This is a genomic window from Clostridium sp. chh4-2 (assembly GCF_002899675.1).
GTDB lineage: Bacteria > Bacillota > Clostridia > Lachnospirales > Lachnospiraceae > CHH4-2.
This window is the reverse complement of the sequence record NZ_PKUU01000004.1, coordinates 228,514-247,230: the sequence shown is the minus strand read 5'-3', so window position 1 is coordinate 247,230 and position 18,717 is coordinate 228,514. Positions and strand designations below refer to the sequence as shown.

24 protein-coding genes and 1 pseudogene are annotated in these 18,717 nt (G+C 48.7%); all 25 read left to right on the top strand.

Going from position 1 to position 18,717, the window contains the following annotated elements; all coding sequences use genetic code 11:
- The first annotated feature begins 46 nt into the window (after positions 1-46).
- The 25 genes and pseudogenes from C0033_RS06095 to C0033_RS05975 all read left to right on the top strand — a co-directional run bounded on the left by C0033_RS06095 (position 47) and on the right by C0033_RS05975 (position 18,641).
- The gene (locus C0033_RS06095) at positions 47-418 is read left to right on the top strand and encodes an LPD28 domain-containing protein (RefSeq protein WP_103226978.1); all 372 of its coding nucleotides are present in this window, start codon (positions 47-49) and stop codon (positions 416-418) included.
- A 15-nt stretch (positions 419-433) separates the two neighbouring features.
- On the top strand, positions 434-1,294 hold the full coding sequence (locus C0033_RS06090) for an RcpC/CpaB family pilus assembly protein (protein ID WP_103226977.1): 861 nt from the start codon (positions 434-436) through the stop codon (positions 1,292-1,294).
- A gap of 3 nt (positions 1,295-1,297) precedes the next feature.
- Positions 1,298-2,113 carry an AAA family ATPase gene (locus tag C0033_RS06085; RefSeq protein ID WP_103226976.1) on the top strand — a complete coding sequence of 272 codons (816 nt, stop codon included), beginning with the start codon at positions 1,298-1,300 and terminating at the stop codon, positions 2,111-2,113.
- A 233-nt stretch (positions 2,114-2,346) separates the two neighbouring features.
- Entirely contained in the window at positions 2,347-3,789 is a 1,443-nt protein-coding gene (locus C0033_RS06080) for a CpaF/VirB11 family protein (protein WP_103227046.1), read from the top strand.
- Positions 3,786-4,715 (top strand): hypothetical protein, encoded by a 930-nt coding sequence (locus C0033_RS06075; RefSeq protein WP_103226975.1) that lies wholly within the window; start codon positions 3,786-3,788, stop codon positions 4,713-4,715. The genes C0033_RS06080 and C0033_RS06075 overlap by 4 nt, the downstream gene beginning before the upstream one ends.
- Positions 4,716-4,720: 5 nt before the next feature.
- Positions 4,721-5,593 (top strand): secretion protein F, encoded by an 873-nt coding sequence (locus tag C0033_RS06070; protein WP_103226974.1) that lies wholly within the window; start codon positions 4,721-4,723, stop codon positions 5,591-5,593.
- Between the two features lie 13 nt (positions 5,594-5,606).
- Positions 5,607-6,785, top strand: coding sequence for a hypothetical protein (locus tag C0033_RS06065; RefSeq protein ID WP_103226973.1), 1,179 nt, complete (start codon positions 5,607-5,609; stop codon positions 6,783-6,785).
- 24 nt (positions 6,786-6,809) lie between these two features.
- On the top strand, positions 6,810-7,148 hold the full coding sequence (locus C0033_RS06060; RefSeq protein WP_103226972.1) for a hypothetical protein: 339 nt from the start codon (positions 6,810-6,812) through the stop codon (positions 7,146-7,148).
- A 50-nt stretch (positions 7,149-7,198) separates the two neighbouring features.
- Positions 7,199-7,540 (top strand): DUF4320 family protein, encoded by a 342-nt coding sequence (locus C0033_RS06055; protein ID WP_103227045.1) that lies wholly within the window; start codon positions 7,199-7,201, stop codon positions 7,538-7,540.
- Positions 7,537-8,082: a hypothetical protein gene (locus C0033_RS06050; RefSeq protein WP_103226971.1), complete on the top strand. Its 546-nt coding sequence runs from the start codon at positions 7,537-7,539 to the stop codon at positions 8,080-8,082. The genes C0033_RS06055 and C0033_RS06050 overlap by 4 nt, the downstream gene beginning before the upstream one ends.
- Positions 8,083-8,183: 101 nt before the next feature.
- Entirely contained in the window at positions 8,184-8,795 is a 612-nt protein-coding gene (locus C0033_RS06045) for a DUF6550 family protein (protein WP_103226970.1), read from the top strand.
- A 170-nt stretch (positions 8,796-8,965) separates the two neighbouring features.
- On the top strand, positions 8,966-10,102 hold the full coding sequence (locus C0033_RS06040; protein WP_347501042.1) for a hypothetical protein: 1,137 nt from the start codon (positions 8,966-8,968) through the stop codon (positions 10,100-10,102).
- Positions 10,103-10,818: 716 nt separating this feature from the next.
- Positions 10,819-12,708 carry a group II intron reverse transcriptase/maturase gene (gene ltrA / locus C0033_RS06035; protein ID WP_103226969.1) on the top strand — a complete coding sequence of 630 codons (1,890 nt, stop codon included), beginning with the start codon at positions 10,819-10,821 and terminating at the stop codon, positions 12,706-12,708.
- Between the two features lie 112 nt (positions 12,709-12,820).
- Positions 12,821-13,297: pseudogene (locus tag C0033_RS06030) on the top strand (hypothetical protein); the annotation flags it as partial.
- A gap of 69 nt (positions 13,298-13,366) precedes the next feature.
- Positions 13,367-13,705: a DUF3852 domain-containing protein gene (locus C0033_RS06025; protein ID WP_103226967.1), complete on the top strand. Its 339-nt coding sequence runs from the start codon at positions 13,367-13,369 to the stop codon at positions 13,703-13,705.
- Positions 13,706-13,717: 12 nt separating this feature from the next.
- The gene (locus tag C0033_RS06020; RefSeq protein ID WP_103226966.1) at positions 13,718-14,188 is read left to right on the top strand and encodes a hypothetical protein; all 471 of its coding nucleotides are present in this window, start codon (positions 13,718-13,720) and stop codon (positions 14,186-14,188) included.
- Positions 14,189-14,246: 58 nt separating this feature from the next.
- Complete coding sequence (locus tag C0033_RS06015) at positions 14,247-14,525, top strand: hypothetical protein (protein WP_103226965.1); 279 nt, start codon at positions 14,247-14,249, stop codon at positions 14,523-14,525.
- 34 nt (positions 14,526-14,559) lie between these two features.
- Positions 14,560-14,829, top strand: a complete 270-nt coding sequence (locus C0033_RS06010; RefSeq protein ID WP_146043740.1) for a hypothetical protein — start codon at positions 14,560-14,562, stop codon at positions 14,827-14,829.
- A gap of 70 nt (positions 14,830-14,899) precedes the next feature.
- A complete protein-coding gene (locus C0033_RS06005; protein ID WP_103226963.1) occupies positions 14,900-15,454 on the top strand; it encodes a DUF4259 domain-containing protein in 555 nt (184 codons plus the stop codon).
- A 107-nt stretch (positions 15,455-15,561) separates the two neighbouring features.
- The gene (locus C0033_RS06000) at positions 15,562-16,467 is read left to right on the top strand and encodes a conjugal transfer protein TrbL family protein (RefSeq protein ID WP_103226962.1); all 906 of its coding nucleotides are present in this window, start codon (positions 15,562-15,564) and stop codon (positions 16,465-16,467) included.
- Between the two features lie 18 nt (positions 16,468-16,485).
- Positions 16,486-16,725 (top strand): hypothetical protein, encoded by a 240-nt coding sequence (locus C0033_RS05995; protein WP_103226961.1) that lies wholly within the window; start codon positions 16,486-16,488, stop codon positions 16,723-16,725.
- Positions 16,726-16,734: 9 nt separating this feature from the next.
- The gene (locus C0033_RS05990) at positions 16,735-17,241 is read left to right on the top strand and encodes a hypothetical protein (protein ID WP_103226960.1); all 507 of its coding nucleotides are present in this window, start codon (positions 16,735-16,737) and stop codon (positions 17,239-17,241) included.
- A gap of 14 nt (positions 17,242-17,255) precedes the next feature.
- Positions 17,256-17,768: a hypothetical protein gene (locus tag C0033_RS05985; protein ID WP_103226959.1), complete on the top strand. Its 513-nt coding sequence runs from the start codon at positions 17,256-17,258 to the stop codon at positions 17,766-17,768.
- A 10-nt stretch (positions 17,769-17,778) separates the two neighbouring features.
- A complete protein-coding gene (locus tag C0033_RS05980) occupies positions 17,779-18,039 on the top strand; it encodes a hypothetical protein (RefSeq protein ID WP_103226958.1) in 261 nt (86 codons plus the stop codon).
- Positions 18,036-18,641 (top strand): hypothetical protein, encoded by a 606-nt coding sequence (locus C0033_RS05975; protein ID WP_103226957.1) that lies wholly within the window; start codon positions 18,036-18,038, stop codon positions 18,639-18,641. The genes C0033_RS05980 and C0033_RS05975 overlap by 4 nt, the downstream gene beginning before the upstream one ends.
- Positions 18,642-18,717: the final 76 nt, after the last annotated feature.

Genomic DNA, 18,717 nt, shown 5'->3' with positions numbered 1-18,717 from the left:
GAAGCTGTATACCAGGCTGGAAGGAAGGCACGGGAGGGATTGGTAGATGGGCCGTGTGCAAAAGAATCCATATAAGTTTCTGTATGAGCCGGGAACGTTTGATGGGATACCTGTGATTGGGACAGGTGCCAATCTGGACCATTCCCTGATTCCGGAAGGCTTTTTCTGTTATGATATTTGTCAATCCGATATGGAAAACACATCTAGTTTTTTTATTGTTCAGGAACCGATCCCGGAAAAAGCCGAAGGCTGCATCATATCTGCGACTCCGATTGATTTCCGTGGAAGGGCGGAACGGAGCCTTGAGGATATGAGAATGTCTGAGGAGGCCTATATGATGTCCCTGAACGAATTTACAGTCCGGCATATCAGCCAGGAAATGAATGAAACGCCACAGAATGAATTGATTCAGATGTAGAAGGAGGAACTTCCCATGAGTGTGATAAAAAACCGAACAGTAATTGGTATTTTGTGTATTGTCCTATCCCTGGTGATCTGTTTTGCGGTGACCCCGCTGTTTAACAAATCCATCAGTAAAAAGACAGAGATTGTACGGGTGGTTAAGCCAATCAAGATTGGTGATGAGATTACGAAGGACATGGTAAAACGGGTGGAGGTAGGCGCTTATAACCTGCCGAAGGATGTGGTGCGGACGGTGGAAGAGGTTACCGGTAGATATGCCTCTGCAGCGATGGTACCCGGAGATTATATCATCCATTCCAAGATAGCAGATGAGCCGGCCGCAGAAAATGCCTATCTGTACAGCTTAACCGGAGAAAAGCAGGCGGTTTCTTTAAGTATCCGGGCTTTTGCCAATGGCCTTTCCGGAAAACTGATCAGTGGTGATATTGTCTCTGTTATTGCGCCGGATTACAGAAAACAGGGAGCCACTGTCATTCCGCCGGAGCTTCAGTATGTGGAGGTCATCGCAGTGACGGCAAACAGTGGATACGATGCCAATACTACAGAAAAAGGGGATAAAGAAGAGGAAAAGGAGCTGCCCGGAACCGTCACCCTGCTGGCCACGCCGGAGCAGAGCAAGATCCTGGCAGAGCTTGAGGCGGACGGTAAGCCCCACTTAGCCCTGGTGTACAGAGGAAGCAAGGAGAATGCGGCCCAGTTCGTAGAAGCCCAGGATGCCAGGCTGTTGGAGCTGTATCCGCCGGAAGAGGAGGAAAAAACGGAGGAGACAGAGACAGAAAGCCAGCAGATGCCGGAAGAGACGCAGGAAGCGGCGGGAGAAACAGAGCCTGGTTTGCCGGTTACCCCGCTCCTTGAGCAGGAGGAGGGGTAAACCGTGAACTTTAAAAAGAGTGGCATATTCAGCCGGAAAAGTGAGTTGGAAGAACGGCTTTCGGAGGACTTCGAACCCCGGAATCAGGTGCTGGCTGTCTGGGGCAGCCCTGGATGTGGCAAAACGACGACAGCGGTGAAGCTGGCAAAGCATCTGGCAGCCAAAAAGAAAAATGTGGTCCTCCTACTCTGTGACATGACTGCACCCATGCTTCCCTGTATCTGCCCACCGGGAGAACTGGAGAGTGAACATTCGCTGGGAAGTGTTCTGGCGGCGGCCCGGGTATCGGAATCTCTGGTGAAACATAATCTCATCACCCATAAGAGATACGACTGCCTGACCTTCCTTGGAATGCTCCGGGGAGAGAATGAGTACACCTATCCGCCTTATACCGCAAGCCAGGCATCGGAGTTGATCCAGTGTTTGCGAAACATTGCGCCCTATATCATCATTGACTGCGGCAGCTACATTGCCAATGACATTCTGTCTGCGGTTGCGCTTATGGAATCCGACGCTGTCCTTCGGCTGGTAAACTGCGACTTAAAAAGTGTCAGCTATCTTGCCAGCCAGCTTCCTCTCCTGCGGGACAATAAATGGGATGCGGACAAGCAGTACAAGGTGGCCTGCAATGTGAAGACCAATGAGGCCAGCGACCATGTGGAGCAGGTGCTGGGAAATGTGACCTTTAAACTTCCGAACTCCTTAGAACTTGCCAGCCAGAGTTTAGCAGGTAACCTTCTGGCCGATCTGTCGCTGCGGGATAGTAAAGGATTCCGCAAAGAAGTGGAAGCTATCAGCAGGGAGGTGTTCGGGTGTTAGGTGAAAAGAGGGCCGGGACCGTATTTTTCCAGGCAGTTCCGGCAGATAGTCAGATGGAGGAAATAGACCAGGAAAGTCAGAAAAGAGAAAATAGGAGGGAACCGGACAGCCATATCGTTGAGACTCCCAGCAGGCCGGAGGACGAAGAAAAGCCAGAAAGAAAAAAAGGTGTTGGGAGTCAGGAGCCGGAGTGTGTAGTCTGTACGCCGCGAGAAAGGCAGCCACCCAGTCCGATGCCACAGCCGGAAAAAGAGGAAAAGGAAGCTATCATCGAAACCGAGTTGGAAGAGGACGAGGAAGACGCTGCCGTATTTCGCCAGGGAGGCACCGCACTCCGAACTCATAACCTGTTCTTTTCCCCGCAAAATGAGGCCAGGGAATTCACCTCTGTGCTTCAGGAAGTGCAGGAATACATTTCCAGCCGGTATTCAACCCTGATCATGGACGATGACAGCGAGGAAACCCGGGAACAGATTAAGCGCTATATCACGAAATATGTGCAGGATAACCGGATCGCAGTTAAAGGTATGGAAGGCCAGGAGTTAATTGATACCATGTATACGGAGATGGCCGGATTTTCTTTTCTGCACAAGTACGTGTTTGGAGAGAATATTGAAGAAATTGATATCAACAGCTATAAGGATATCGAAATCCAGTATGCTGGAGGAGAAACGAAAAAGCTGGAGGAACGGTTTGAAAGCCCGCAGCACGCCATCAATGTTGTGCGGCGTATGCTGCATGCATCCGGCATGGTGTTGGATAATGCCAGCCCCGCTGTGCTGGGACATCTAAGTAAAAATATAAGAATTGCAGCCATGAAAACCCCACTGGTCGATGAGGATGTCGGGGTGGTGGCCTCCATCCGGATTGTGAATCCCCAGTCGATGAAGGCGGAGGACTTTGTAAGAGGCGGTACGGCCACCATAGAAATGTTAGACTTTTTAACAGAGTGTGTGCGGTATGGGATCTCTGTCTGCGTAGCCGGCGCAACCAGCTCCGGAAAGACAACCTTGATGGGGTGGCTCCTTACCACAATTCCAGACCATAAGCGAATCTACACCATAGAATCCGGCTCCCGAGAGCTGGACCTGGTCCGGGAGAAGGATGGGAAGGTCACAAACTCTGTCATTCACGCCATTACCAGGGACAGCGAGAATGACCGGCAGCGTGTGGATCAGATCACGCTGCTTGACATGGCGCTGCGTTTCAATCCGGATGTGATTGTGGTTGGAGAGATGCGTGGGCCAGAGGCCAATGCGGCGCAGGAGGCAGCCCGTACCGGCGTGGCAGTCATTACCACCATTCATTCCAACAGCTGTGAGGCTACTTACCGGAGAATGGTGTCCTTGTGTAAACGGGCGGTGGATATGACAGACGAGACCCTGATGGCCTATGTGACAGAAGCATATCCGATTGTGGCATTCTGTAAGCAACTGGAGAACCGGGAGCGCCGCCTGATGGAAATCATGGAGTGTGAGATCCTGGAGGATGGAAGCCGGAGATATCGGCCCCTGTATCAGTATGAGATTACAAAGAACTACATGGAAGAAGGAAAATTCATCATAGAGGGGAGCCATAGGAAGGTGAACACGATTTCTGACAGCCTGGCCAAACGGCTGACTGAGAATGGAATGCCCGGCGCTGTGTTGGAGCGCCTGAGAGGAGGGATTGTATGACAATGATCCAGCTGATAGCCTGTGCCGGTATGATTACCGGCTTTTTCTTTTTGCTGCATTTACGGCCGGTGGAATTTACGGACGAGCTGTTTGCCTTCCTGCTTCGGAAGCCGGATACACTGAAGGAAGAGATTAACCAGGTTACAAAACAGAGGAAACCGGGTGTGTTTCGGCGGGAGATCATGGAGGCCCAGGAGATTCTGGTGATGACCGGACGAGGCGGAACGTTCTCTCTGATCTGTGCCGTCAGTCTGTCCCTGTTTGCCGTTGGCGGCTCCATCGCCATCATGATTGGGAACTTTTTTCTGTCTCCGGTGATGGCGGTTGGTTTTCTGTTTCTGCCATTCTGGTATGTGCGTCTGACCGCTAATAACTATAAAAAGAATGTTGCGGCTGAGCTGGAGACAGCCCTGTCCATCATCACAACCGCTTATCTGCGAAACGAGGATATCCTGACAGCCGTGGAAGAGAACATCCACTATTTAAACCCACCGGTTCAGAACGTGTTCCGAGATTTTGTGACACAGATCAAGCTGGTAAATCCGGATGTGGAGGCCGCGCTTCGGAACCTGAAGGGGCGTATTGAAAATGATGTGTTCCATGAATGGTGCGATGCCCTGTGTGACTGTCAGATGGACCGCAGCTTAAAAACAACGCTGACACCCATTGTGAACAAGCTGTCGGACATGAGAATTGTGAATGCCGAGCTGGAGTTTCTGGTGACGGAGCCGAGAAAGGAATTTATCACCATGGTCATTCTGGTGGTTGGGAACATCCCGCTGATGTACTTCTTAAATCACAGCTGGTATCAGACACTGATGTTCACAGCGGTGGGGCAGATCATCCTGGCCATAACGGCCGCGTTGATTTTTGTCAGCACGGCGCTGGTTGTCAAGCTGACCAAGCCGCTGGAATACAGGAGGTGATGGGGATGGTGGTGTTAATTGTGCTGTTCGGTGCCTCATTGGCGGCCGGATTATTTTTTCTGACGGCGGACCTGCTGCGACTGCCGTATCTGAAGACCTCAAAAGCTATGATTAATACGGGCAGAGAGAAAAAGACGGCAGCCAAAACCGCGGAAACCTATCTGCTGACGGTGGCCGTCAAACTTGCTCCCTATATCCGCATGGATGAATACAAGAAAGGACGACTTAAAAACATCCTGAAAGCCAGCGGTCTAAACATGGAGCCGGAGGTTTATCAGGCATTTGCAGTGGCAAAAGCAGGAGCTGTGATGCTGGGCGTCATCCCGGCGATCCTTGTGTTTCCTCTGCTGTCCATCATCGTAGTGTTCCTCTCGGTCATGATCTATTTTCAGGAGATCAACAGGGCCGATGAGCTGCTGGCCGCAAAGCGTGGAACGATTGAATCGGAACTGCCCCGTTTTGTGTCTACCATCGAGCAGGAACTGAAAAACAGCCGGGATATCCTCTCGATTGTGGAGAATTACAAGAAAAATGCCGGGGAACAGTTTGCCGGGGAGCTGGATATCCTGGTGGCGGATATGCGTTCCAGCAGCTATGAGGCGGCCCTCACCCGGTTTGAGGCCAGACTGAATTCCCCGATGTTATCCGACGTGGTGCGGGGACTGATCTCTGTGCTGCGCGGGGATGACGGGGCCATGTATTTTCAGATGCTGGCTCATGATTTCAAACAGATGGAGCTGCAGCGGCTGAAGAAGGGGGCGCAGAAAATCCCGCCCAAGATCCGGGTATTCAGCTTTGTTATGCTGATGTGTTTTCTGGCCACATACCTGGTGATTATTGTAATGGAAATCATAAAATCCATGGGTACGATGTTTTAAGGAGGTGTGACAGGTGCCTTCCAAACCAATTGAATATAAAGGGAAGCGATATGAATCAAAAGCAGCCCTGTGCCAGGAGTACGGTATCCAGCCGTCTATGTTGCAGAACCGCCTGAGATTGGGCTGGAGTCTGGAGGCGGCAGTGGAAACTGCGCCGAAAACGAAGGTTACCAATGGCGCAGTCGTTTTCTATGACGGGAAACGATACCCATCTGTAAAATCTTTGGCAAGAGAACTGGAACTGCCTTATTCCTCCTTACAGCATTATTATGCCAGAAGAGGGGACATTGAGGAGGCGGTAAAATGCTGCCGGGAATCCAGCGCTCAGGTGCTGAAATTGTGGGGAAATGTGTACGAGAGCCTTTCCGAGATTGCCCATACCTTTGGTTTGAGCTATTATCATCTGTCTTCAAGAATGCGGGATGGAGGAGAGCTGGAAGAGGTCGTAAAGAATGCGTTATCTCTGGAGCCGGTGACGTTCCATGGCAGGAGCTATGAGTGTTTTGTGGATCTGTGTTCCGAGTATCAGATTCAGCCAAGTAATGTTTACGGACGGCTGGGAATGGGCTTTTCTCTGGAGGAGGCGCTGACACGTCCAATCAAACCAATTGGAAACCGCCGGGCTACTTCATACAAGGGAGTCGATTATGAAAGTAGAGTTGCACTGTGCCGGGCCTATGGACTTTCCTATGGGATGGTGGACGAGCAGACGCGCACGAATCCGCTGGACTTCCTGGAGGTGTTTGATGTATTTGTTCAGTTTAAAGAGCGAATCGGCATGCCAAAGGAGGAACTGCTGGGATACATTCCACACTGCCGTATGAATGGTAAGCTGCATAAGAGCATACTCCCAATTTTGAGAGATGCCGGTATCACCTCGAATGCATTTTACACCTACAAATATAAAAGAGGCTATGAAAATGTTTTTGAGGCATTAAAGGGAATGCAGGCAGAGAAGCGGACGGCGTATCTGATCGAAGGAAAGCCTGTGTTTGATGTGGAATTAAGAAAGAAATATACGAAGCGCCAGATGGAGGAGATGGAAAAACTCAAAATCCAGGTTCCGCGGTATCCAACGCTGCAAGCGTTTGATTTTGATACAGGGTGCTGTGATACGGAACAGATTTATTACGAGGTATTAAACAGCAAGCTGCAGGAGAAGGAGGAGACCATGGAGCTTCACATGGTATGAGGGGAAACTCAAGGAGGAGGCATATTGCAGAAAATGGAAGGAAAGGGTATCGGGAATGAAGCACAAGGCTCCTTGGCTGCGACGTTAGGGGGCTTTATTAAAACACATGCAAAATCAGAAGTATTCCTGCTCACCCCTGGAGGCTATGTCAATTTAACGCCAGAGCAGGGCCAGGCTCTTCTTTCCGGACATGCAGCCTGGAGCCATCCTGGAAATCCCAGTTACACCGTTCGTATGGAAGCGGAGGAACTGCTTTCCCAGGTGGTATTAAATGCAGAAGAAAGAAATGGGGTCTGGTATTTATTGACAGACAGGCCCCCTTTGGAACAATCTGAACCAGATCAGGAGGTGCAGATGTGTTAAAACGAGTGTTAGAAGATAAAGGTGGAGAAGGCTATATTGATGTGGCCGTGATGGTTCTTTGTGTCTTTCTGGTGCTGGCGTTGTCCATGAAGCTGCTGCCTGTTTTTATTGCAAAACAGCAGCTGGATACCTATGCGACAGAGCTGTGCCGTGAGGCGGAGATATCAGGCCGGGTAGGGACGGAAACAAACAGAAGGGCCGCGGTTCTCACCGAGCGGACGGGGCTCACCCCCAATATTGAATGGTCGGACAGCGGCCGAATCCAGTTGAATGAGGAAGTGACCGTCCGGCTGACGTACCGGTATGACCTTGGCTTATTTGGGAGCTTCGGCTCGTTCCCAGTGACCCTTCGGGCGGAAGCATCAGGAAAATCAGAGGTATATTGGAAATGAAACAGCTCATGAAATGTTTAAGAGATCAGCGGGGAATGGCGTATCCGTTGGTAATTGCCCTGACTCTGGCATTGTTAATGATACTCTGTGGCATGATGGAATTTTTCCGTCTGAGTGTAATCGCCTCCGGGGTGAAGGAAGCGCTGCAGGATGCGGTTGTGGCGGTAGTCAATGACAATTATGCAAATGTGTATCACGGAGTGCGGGAAGGGTATTCGGGCGGATACTATACGGAGGGGGATGGATTTGAGGAGTCGGTGGATACCGGGAATATCTATTACCAGCTGGATGAGATCCTTGGAACCCGCAGGGAAAATGGAGCGCGGGCAAAGTATGCAGGAAGTGTTGTAGAATATCGGATCACAGGTCTGGACGTCACAATCCGCAACGCGCCGTTAGCACCTTCGAACCCTCAAACGGTGCAGCGGTTTGAAGCAGACGCGGTAATCTGGCTGGAGGTACCGGTGCGTTTCGCGGGAAAAACATTTCCTCCCATGAAAATGAAACTGAAGGTCCAGGCAGGATATACGGAGGTATTTTGAGAGAAAGACTGAGCGTCTTATAAATAGTGCTGGACATTTGGGGAATGTTACGGTATGTTATGTCGTAAATAAAGGGAATCATTCAAAGGAGGCGTGAAGTTATGAAGAGAAAACATAAACAGATGCTGCTCATCGCAGGGTGTGCTGTGGCCTGTATCGTATTGGTAGCCGTAATCGGAAGCCGGTTCGGGACACCATCGGAGACAACTTCCATTGTGGCAGAGAGCAGCGCTGAGACTGAGGGTGTGACCGTGGCAATGGAACCGAATCCGGAAATACAGGAGACATCCACAGAAAGAGAAACGGAAGAAACACCGGAGGAGACAAAGGAGATTGTCATCCAGACAGAGAGCGTTAAGCCGGCAGAGACCCGGGAGACAAAAGCGGCGGTCCCCGTCCAGACCGATCAGAAGGAGCAGGCTATACAGCCATCTCCGGAAAAACCAACTGCGCCTCCGGAGGAAGTGTTAAGTGATCCAACGCAAAAACCGGATGGTGAGAAAGTGGAGGGAACACCGGTAGCGGAAGAGCATGAGGCGGTGGTACCGCCAAGCGAACCTCCGGTGCAGGCGGGGGAACCACAATACTGGGATACACAGGACGGTAAAATCTATGTACCGGGATTTGGCTGGATTGATGAGATTGGAGAAGGACAGGGAACGGTTGCTGAAGATATGTACGAGAATGGCAACAAAATAGGTATTATGGACTAAATAATCACAAGGGGAAAGCATCGCTTCGGCGGTGCTTTTTTCTTTTGAGGAGGAGTGGTATGAAGCGGATTGGTTGCATGTTACTATTAATGGCCTTGTTGTTTTCGGTTGCACTCCCCAATACTTCATATGCAGTAGGGGATGGTAATCTCGATGGAGGAGGCGGCGGGATGGGACAAGGGACATCCCAGAATAAATGGACTCCAGGAATGGAAGGTGTTCGCGTAACTGTTATTAGGTCCGAAGATCGGACTCCAGTGACGGTACCGATTGACTTTACAAATAAAAGACCCACCAATATACAACTGCACTTTGGAAAAGTAAGTAAGGTCTCGTATACGAAGGGAGCTGCATTGAATGCAAGTGCAGAACCATATCAGTTTGTCAATCCGTCCCAGTCATTACCAAGAATCATCAGCTCGCAAAGTCTTGGAGCAGCCAGTATCGAGGCAATTAAGAGTTATTTCACGGACGAACAGGTTATCCGGGGAATTGCGAATTTGACAGGGATGGATTTTGAGATATTAACAAATGGAACTTATAAGCTGCTTTTGGAGCCTATTGCCTATGTGGTATTCCAAGGGGGGAATGTAGCCTTTACAGCCACAGAAGCTGCTTTATTTGATGAGATTACCGGAGGCTCCGTCCGGGCAGTTCTGCCGACCGTGGCCTTCCAGAATCTTCCGTTGTCCATGTTTTTGGAGCTGGGGGACTTAGGATACCCGGCCTGGAACGGACCGAAGAGCGGAGTCCGTTCCAATCAGGAGGTAAAGTCATCCCTTGGACTGGGAATTGTGCGTTTTAATGAGCAGACGACTCCACCTGTGATTGATGAGTATGATTACGAATATCGGGTCAATACAGAGGTCATTACCTCAGTTACGGTAAGCGGAGGCCAGTCTGATCCGGATCATCCAGTGTCGGTGACCTTCCGCGTTGGCGGGCGAACGATGCGTGTAAGCGGCGTATATTACCCGTCGGGTGACAGCCAGATTGCCTGGATTCGGTGGACCACCCCATCCACCCCACAGACGATGACCATAACGGTATCAGCATCCGGAGGAGGGCATGTAAGCAAAAGTACGATTACGGCCAATATCGTGGATCTGGATAAAAATCCACCGCCTGATCCCAATGCAGATGACCGGAATGATGGTTTTTCAAGACCTTCCATTCCAGCCGGCGAGCAGATCACAAGCGCCAGCTGGGGCGTTTGGAGACCCTGGTGGTATTCCTATTGGGTATGGCATAGCCGTCGTAATGGTAGGGGATACTGGTGCGATCATGCGCGCTTCGTTTTCAGTTAATCTGTGTAGAAATGCGCAATAAAGCTGAACAGGTTTCCAGAGGAAACCTGAACTCTGTATTTGAATCGGCAGGTGTGATTCCTGCCTGACCTTGTGTGAAAGGTGACAAAATCCCTGATACTCCGACGTGCATCAGGCGGCAATGAGTCTGGTGTACGAAGCTCGGTGAAGAGCGGCCAAAGCGCCTGTGATGGGGCGAGTAGCCGCAGGGGGCTATAAAACAGTCATGCTTAGTATGTCGAAAGACCGACGAATACTTGAACGTACAGCTCGTAACACCAAGGATACCGAAATAAGAAGGTATCCGCTCCTTTTAGGGGAACTGTCATTGGAAAATATCTGTGATTGTATTTTTCAATAGAAAACCATAGGGAAACCGTGGTCGAATGTCTTTAGCAGACATCACACCAGCTAAAGATGGCAGTCGGGCTACAGAGTAGAGCTAAAACTGTTATGTAAAGCTAGAATGCAGGGAACGAAGGAACCACAGCAGAGAACGGTATCTACCGTAAAAGGGTTATTGCACCCGCTCTAACAGGCAGGAAATGGCCTGTGAAGCTGTGGGACGGCAGCCCGTAGTAGTGTTGAAGCACCGTAATGGGTGTGGAGCGAAGGGGCATAGTCTGTACAGTAATCATGTGACCAGTCTGTCGAGGAAGCCGTAGGCGAACCTGACTAAAACCAAAAACACCAGAATCCGAAAGGAGGTGGTGCGTATGGCACAACAATTCGACTATCCGAAGAACGAAACAGACTTGCGTGATACGTTAGACGCACTTTATTTAGAAGCAAAGACAGCAAAAGACGGAAATAAAAGGCCGTCATTTGCAGGCTTGATTGAACTCATGTCCAGTGAGGTAACGATTAAAACAGCCATACACAATATAAAAGCAAATAAGGGGAGCAGAACACCAGGCGTTGACGGCTGGAGAATGCAGAAGGATTATCTTGAGAAGTCCTATGAATGGGTGATTAAGGATATACAGAACGCATTTGATTATTTTAAGCCGGAAAAAATACGCCGGGTGTATATTGACAAGCCGGGAAAAAAGGAAAAGCGTCCACTTGGTATCCCAACTATTCGGGACAGAATTGTACAGGAGTGCATAAGAATTGTGCTGGAACCGATTATGGAAGCGCAATTCTATCGGTACTCTTTCGGATTCCGGCCCATGCGGGATACAAAAATGGCGTTACAGTGTATTACCGGCTATGTCCACAAGACAGGGTATTACTGGATTGTGGAAGGTGATATCAGTAAATGTTTTGACCGCATTAACCATGGAATCCTGATGAAACGTCTGTATCATATGGGCGTGAAGGACAGACGGGTGTTGCAGATAATCAAGGCTATGCTGAAAGCGGGAATTGTTGGTGAAAGCGAGAAAAATGAGGTCGGTACTCAGCAAGGAGGTGTCCTTTCTCCGCTGCTTGCAAATGTATACATGGATATATTTGACGAATGGATAAGCAGGCAATGGATAGATAAACGTACCACCCATGAGTATGCAAGGAATGATACAAAAATTGGCTCCTTGCGGAAGCGCAGTAATCTGCGACCGGCTTATTTGATTCGTTATGCTGATGATTTTGTGCTGATAACCAATACTCCCCAAAATGCGAAGTGGTGGAAGGAACAAATCAAAACCTTTCTGGAACAGGTGTTGAGATTGAGCTTGTCAGAAGAAAAAACGCTGATAACAGATGTGCGTAAAAAGCATATCCATTTCCTTGGATATGAATATAAGGTGGTAAAAGGCAAATCTAAGAAGGGATACATTCCCCGGACTTTGCCTGACAGGAAAAGATTAAAGCGAAAAGTAGACGAGATTGCAACGGAATGGAGGAAAATCCCGCTTGATTCAAGCAGGGAAAAAGTAATCCATGAGCTGAACCTAATCAACAGTAAGGTTCGTGGTCTGATAAATTATTATGATAACTGTAGCTGGGTGAATGTCACCATGAAGAAATACAGCCGAAATCTGGAAAAAGCGGCCAAAAGACGGCTGAAACAGTATAAGGGCAAGTGGATTCCAGCAGACCAGACACAGAATCTCGTAAATGTCCATCAGAGATATACCACGAAAATCCCAGCAATCCGCTATCGGGATATCTGGATAGGAGTTACCCGGCTCGATTTCTGTAAATGGAATAAGGCAGGAGATAAGATACAGGAAGAAACTCCATACACAGAGAAGGGAAGAGAAATCTATTTTGAGCGAACCAAACGGCAGCGAATGAATGCGAGGCTGGACGATGTTTTGAGTATGGAAACTTCAGAACTGGTGTCCACCGGGCAAACCGGAAGGACATATAATTTTGAGTTCTACATGAACCGTGCTTATGCCCTGAATCGGGATAGACTGAAATGCCGTGTTTGCGGAAGATGGCTTATCACCGGGAAACTGTGTACTCATAGAATCAATCCAGAATTACCCATAGGGAAAGTCAATAAAGTAAGTAATCTTGCTTCCATGGATAGGGAATGCTTCCGGCTTGTGAACGACAAAACAGCAAACCTGTCACACCTTGATACAAAAACACGCAAAAACGTAGAGAAATTCAGAAAACAACTGGACAAATCACATGATAAGGCAACTGTATAGATGGAGCGCCGTGTGAGGGGAAACTCTCACGCACGGTGCGAAGCGGGGGAAAATCCCTCTGACTGCCTGGCTGTTAAACACAGTCAGGTAAAAGATGTGGATTACCTATCGCTACGGCTGGTGGGAATTTGATTTTGATCGCTACCAGGCAAGCCTCTCCGGCCAAATGAAGATCTCTCCCGATGAAAAGTCTCCAACAGCAGAAGGAAACACGATAAAATCCGGCTATGGCATCCAGGAAACCGTCACATCCCGGGTAAGTACCAATCAGAGTTCGGCGGTAACCGAAGCGCAGAATGCAGTTACCTACTTCCCTGAATTTGAGTACCAAAGATACTGGAGAGTGCTGGAACGATTGGGAGGCGGCTACAGCAGCCGGTTTGAGTTTAGAAAAAATCCATACAGCACGTATGAACGGCGGACACATTTTACACCGATCTGGTACCCGGATGGAAGCTATACGCCATATACCTGGCTGTTGGATTGCTGGACGCCGACCGGGATGTTATCCATGAATCTGACCGATTCTGTCCGCATTCGGGGGAATCTTTGGGAAGATTGGCACATCGCACCGCAGAATCCGAGATAGCTTGATGTGCGTGTGCATCTAAATAAACATTTATTTAAAGTCACTGTTGATTGCAGGAAGGAGATTCGTATGAGATGTAAAAAAGGAATGATGACGCTGATGGCAGCACTGTTGCTTACCAATCTGTTTGTATTAACCGCATTTGCCTCCAACACAGGAAATGTGGCCGGGGCAATCGAGGGAAGCTGGCAAGCTGCTTCCAGTCAGATTAAAACCGTTGTGAATAACGTGGTGTTTCCTGCCATTGACCTGGTTCTGGCGGTCCTGTTTTTTGTAAAAGTAGGAACCTCTTATATGGATTATCGGAAACACGGGCAGCTTGAATGGGCTCCGGCCGCAATCCTGTTTGCCGGACTGGTCTTTACTTTGATTGCGCCACTTTATGTCTGGCAGATTGTCGGAATATAAGGAGAGAAGAAAATGAATGATAACCCCTTTCGTATATTGGAAACAGTGTGTGCTTCAACACCCAATAGACAGCATTATATCATTTTGCATGCTCAGAACAGCCTAACCGGAGAAAAGGTATGGGCTATAGGGGACGACCAAGTATGCGCAGTTACAAGGGAGGATTTTATTCGCAACCGTAATGTGCAGTATAATGACGTACTCATTCAAGAATTCCCTTACAGGGAAAATACACCAGAAAGTGTTGGGAACTGGCGTCCTCTTATACAAGAGTTAGTCATAAACACCCTGCAAAAATATATACAGCACGATGGTTTGGTTCATGTATACCCGCAATGGCTTCCGGAGGAAGTGGTTCCCTGGATGGGGCCGGAGCTTTTTAAAAAAATAGTGTCAGAGAATTGTGACCATCTTATCCTTTATGAAAACAACATGATGGATTTTGTCCTGCCAGGACCGGAGTCACCATCTTTATGCCAGTAGTGGCTGGCATGTTGTTGATATTTAATCAATACTGGAATATACGAGTAGGAGAGGACATATGAAAAGTAAATTTTTTGAAGAAGTATCCAAGCTGGCAACTGCAAAAGGCTTTGAAGAAAAAGGTGTGGAACATGGAATGCTGCAGCTCCATTTGTATGGAGTATTGGTAGCTCAAGTGGACGAATCCGGTTGGATGCTTTATACCCCATACGAAGAAGTGTTTGACATTATGGGTGATATTGCTGATGCCCGCAAAAGAATTACAGAAGTACAGTATCCGGAGGGAAGTGAGCCAATTCAGACAGAAGGACAAAGTTTTGGCCCGACCCTTTCATAAGGGTAAAAAAACGAAAGTCAAGTGAGGAAGACCGTTGAAACTCAATCAAAATGCAAGAGAAGAAATGCAGCGTCTGGGAAAAGACGTTTGTGACTGCCAGAAGCAGCTGAAAGAAGCGGAGCATACCCTGGAAGAGTATGTGCGGGAGTATATGACAGAACACGATATGTGGGACAATCCGGAGGATATCATAGATGTGATAGGCTGTCTTCCACAGGGGTACTTTCGTTTCCGGATGTACGAAAGATATTACAAAATACAGGAAATGCAGGGACAGCCGCCCATAACAGAACTGGGTCTATGAGGTTTGGTAGTCCTAAATTTTATGCAGGGTTTGACGTTGCAGACGATTGGAATATAACAGGAGGAGAACTATGGGAAGCTGGGGTATTACTGCTTTTGAATCAGACGCCGGATTGGATGCGGTGAGTTTTATCAGAGAGAAGCTGCCAAAAGACGGGAAGATGGAGCTGGAGAGCCTTATCAAAGAACTGCAGAATGATTCATGGAATAAGCCGCCTAAAGCAAAGGAAGGTGTATCACATACCAGTCCAATGGCATTGGCAGAGATTATGGTGAAGTTCCTTGATGGGGAGACGGAACATATGGACTACGAAGAGGATATAGAGGACAACAAATTTTGTTCGATGGATTCCTTTCTGGCTTCAAAGGATTCCATCCTCTGGCTTAGAAGTTATCTTTCCGATACGCTTCAGTATGCCATAAAAAATGAGGCGGACGGGGAGGAATACGGTTGGAAATGGGGCGGCTGGTTTGAGGAGAAGAACTGGATTGGCTGGCAGAGACAAATGAAGGCTTTAATCAGCCGCCTTGATGAACTCCTTGCTTTACCGGGAGACAGCGTGGAGCTGGTGCCGTCAAAGACACAGGAAAATAGTCCCGCAATGGGGCTGTCCGTCGAAGGTTAGGAGGATAGGATGAAGAACGGCTGGGTATATGCAACCATATCACAGACTCCGGGATGCGGTTGCGATCCGGTAAAGGTGATCTACGATTGAAAGGGGGTGATCATGAAATGTTTATCTGGGATTTTGCGGCAGATGCGGTACTGGGACAGATTGTGGAATGGCTCTATGGACAGATCTTAGGATTCCTGGGGAACTTTTTTGCAGTGATGGGGAATATGGGAGCCGAACTGTTTGAGCTGGAATGGGTACAGTCCCTGGTCCTGTTTTTCTCCAATCTGGCCTGGGCGCTTTACGTGGTAGGGCTGGTAGTCGCCGGATTTGAATGCGCGATTGAATATCAGTCAGGACGGGGAAGTATCCGGGATACCTCCCTCAATGCGATAAAAGGGTTTATGGCTGCCTCTCTGTTCTCTGTCGTTCCAATCGAGCTTTATAAGTTCTGTGTTTCCTTGCAGGGACAAGTCACTGCCGGAATCACAGGGCTTGGAAGTGGAATCGGAGCGTTGGCCGGTAACATTATTCAGGAGTTGCAGAGTCTGGGAAGCGTGGAACAGGCGCTGACCGGCCAGGTGTTTGGTGGGCTTAGAAGTATGACCAGCCCAATCCTCATGATATTTATCCTGATCATGATGGGGTATGCAACGATTAAAGTGTTTCTGTCTAATTTAAAGAGGGGCGGTATCCTGTTAATCCAGATCGCGGTGGGAAGCCTATATCTGTTCAGTGTTCCAAGAGGGTATGTAGATGGATTTACCTCCTGGTGCAAGCAGGTCATCGGAGTCTGCCTGACGGCATTTTTGCAGGCGACGATCCTGGTTGTCGGGCTTATGGTCCTGCAGGATCATGCCCTTTTGGGCCTGGGGTTGATGCTTTCGGCAGGAGAGGTGCCGCGTATTGCTGGGCAATTCGGGCTGGATACCAGTACGAGAGCCAATATCATGGGAAGTGTTTATGCGGCTCAGAGTGCGATTAACTTAACAAGAACTGTGGTTCAGACGGTTGCGGCAAAGTAAGAGAGGACGGTGTGAAGGATGGAGAAGACAATAGGAGATGAAAAAAAATTTGGGATCTGGGCAGTGCGGAGCAGTGCATCGATCTGCGGGGCCGCCCAAGCGTGGGTGAAGAGAGATGGGAAGCCAGAGATGTTTGACACCTATGAGGAGGCAGCATCCATGGCAGAATCCTATAATAGAGAGTGCTATTCCATGTATGTCCACTATTACCCAAAAGAGATGGACCTGACAAAAGAGATGGATATGCAGCTTGGATAGGAGGCAGTTATGAAATTTTCGTCGAATACAGAACTGGCCAGGCACCTGATACAGAAATTTATGTCGGATGGGGAGGTGCACAGTAAATCAGATATCATAGATTATGTCTTTTCGGAATCTAAGAAGTATGAACTTCGGGGAGATATGACACTATCCATTGTTTCCAATGCAATTCAAAAAATGCTTTATAACGATAAGACGCCTTATATCGCGGTGAGAAGGGGGGAATACAAGTTAAACAATTCCCTATTGAGAGAACCAACACCATACGAAAAAGCCTATAAAATCCTGGAAAATGCAAGAGAACGGTTAAGATCATGTTTTGTTATCACGCTTTCCGATAGTGGTCTGGATGTCGATGCATTGAAATCGGTAATTCAACGAGCCAATAAAATAGATAAACTTCTCGATGATGCTATACAGGAAGCAGAAAAAGGACAACAGGAGATGGGAGAGCAGGAGACGAAAGAGACGGAGCAACAGGAACTGGAAGGCGGTATGCAAATGAAGTTGTGAGAGGAGGTTTTGTCTTGTATTTGTATTTTCATACGAATACCGAGATGGCTCTGCACTACATTAAGGACTTATTGAGTGATGATGCAGAGCACCCGGTGTCAGAGATTTACGATTATGTGATGGAAAACTGCAAAGGCCAAGCCATTATGGGGCAGCCGATGACGGCAACCGTCATATCTTCGGCACTCTGGCGTCTGGCTCATACAGAGGGGAGCGGTTACTATCGGACACGCCGCGGGATCTACCAGAAAGGAGATCCGGAGAAGGAGATGAAGGTAAAACTTACCCCTTATGAAAGAGCGGTCCGTATCGTGACCCGCGCGGAACGGGAAGTTGCAGGAAGTTTCTACATGTACCTGGACGGGGATCTTGATACCGAATCGACCATCCGGATGCAGGAGGTTGGTCGAGGGGTGTTGGAAAAGCTGGCGCGGATTAAGGGGGAACTGTCTGTCTCACAACAGGAACTCATGAAAGAAAATCCCAAGGAATCGGTGGAAGAACCGGGGATGACCATGGGATATTAGGAGGTGTAACGTGTATATTTATCCGGAACATTTAAAGGCGAAGGCAACCATGTGGCTATGGCAGCTTCGGGACTTGACCATCATCGGTATCGGAGCTTTGTTTTCTGTTTTTGCGGCGGCCCAGACCGGGATTCTGATTCCGGCTTTGCTCACTGCGTCCTACGCCTTTTTGACCATCCATTTTGAGGATACCAGCATCCTGGATTTTATCAGCTATGCCTGTGCTTACTTTTTCAGACAGCAGCTTTTTATATGGAGGATCACGGAATGAGCAGAAAGGAAAGAAAAGAGGGAAGTGCCAAAGCAGCGAAGCGCGCGGCTTCCACACGACGGTTGATGAACACCCGGGAAATCACAGACTATAGCCTGGAGACGTATGACGGAGATGAGATGGTATATTTCATGATCCGGCCGACCAATCTGTCTGTGCTTTCGGATTCCAGCGTGGGAGCCAGGGTCTATTCCCTCATGAATGTTTTAAAGGGCGTGGCGGAAATTGAGATGCTCTGTTTAAACAGCAGGGAAAACTTTGAGGAGAATAAGAGCTTCCTCAGAAAGCGGATGGAGGAGGAACGGAATCCGGTTATCCGCAGGCTCTTAGAGAGGGATCAGAACTTCCTGGACCGGATTCAGATCCAGATGGCTACGGCCCGGGAATTTTTAATCCTGATCCGGCTGCGGAATGAGAAGGGGAAAGAGGTGTTCTCCTACTTAGACCGGATTGAAAAATCATTAAAAGAGCAGGGGTTCGAGGCAAAGCGGGCCGGTTCAGAAGACATCAAACGGATTTTAGCGGTGTACTATGAGCAGAATGTGACCAGTGAGAAGTTCGAGGATTTTGATGGACAACGGTGGATCATCCCTGACGATTAAACCGCGGAAACTTCTGTGCTGCCATTCGATAGAACCGTGGTATACTTTCAAGTAGATACGCAGAAGGGAGAAGGGA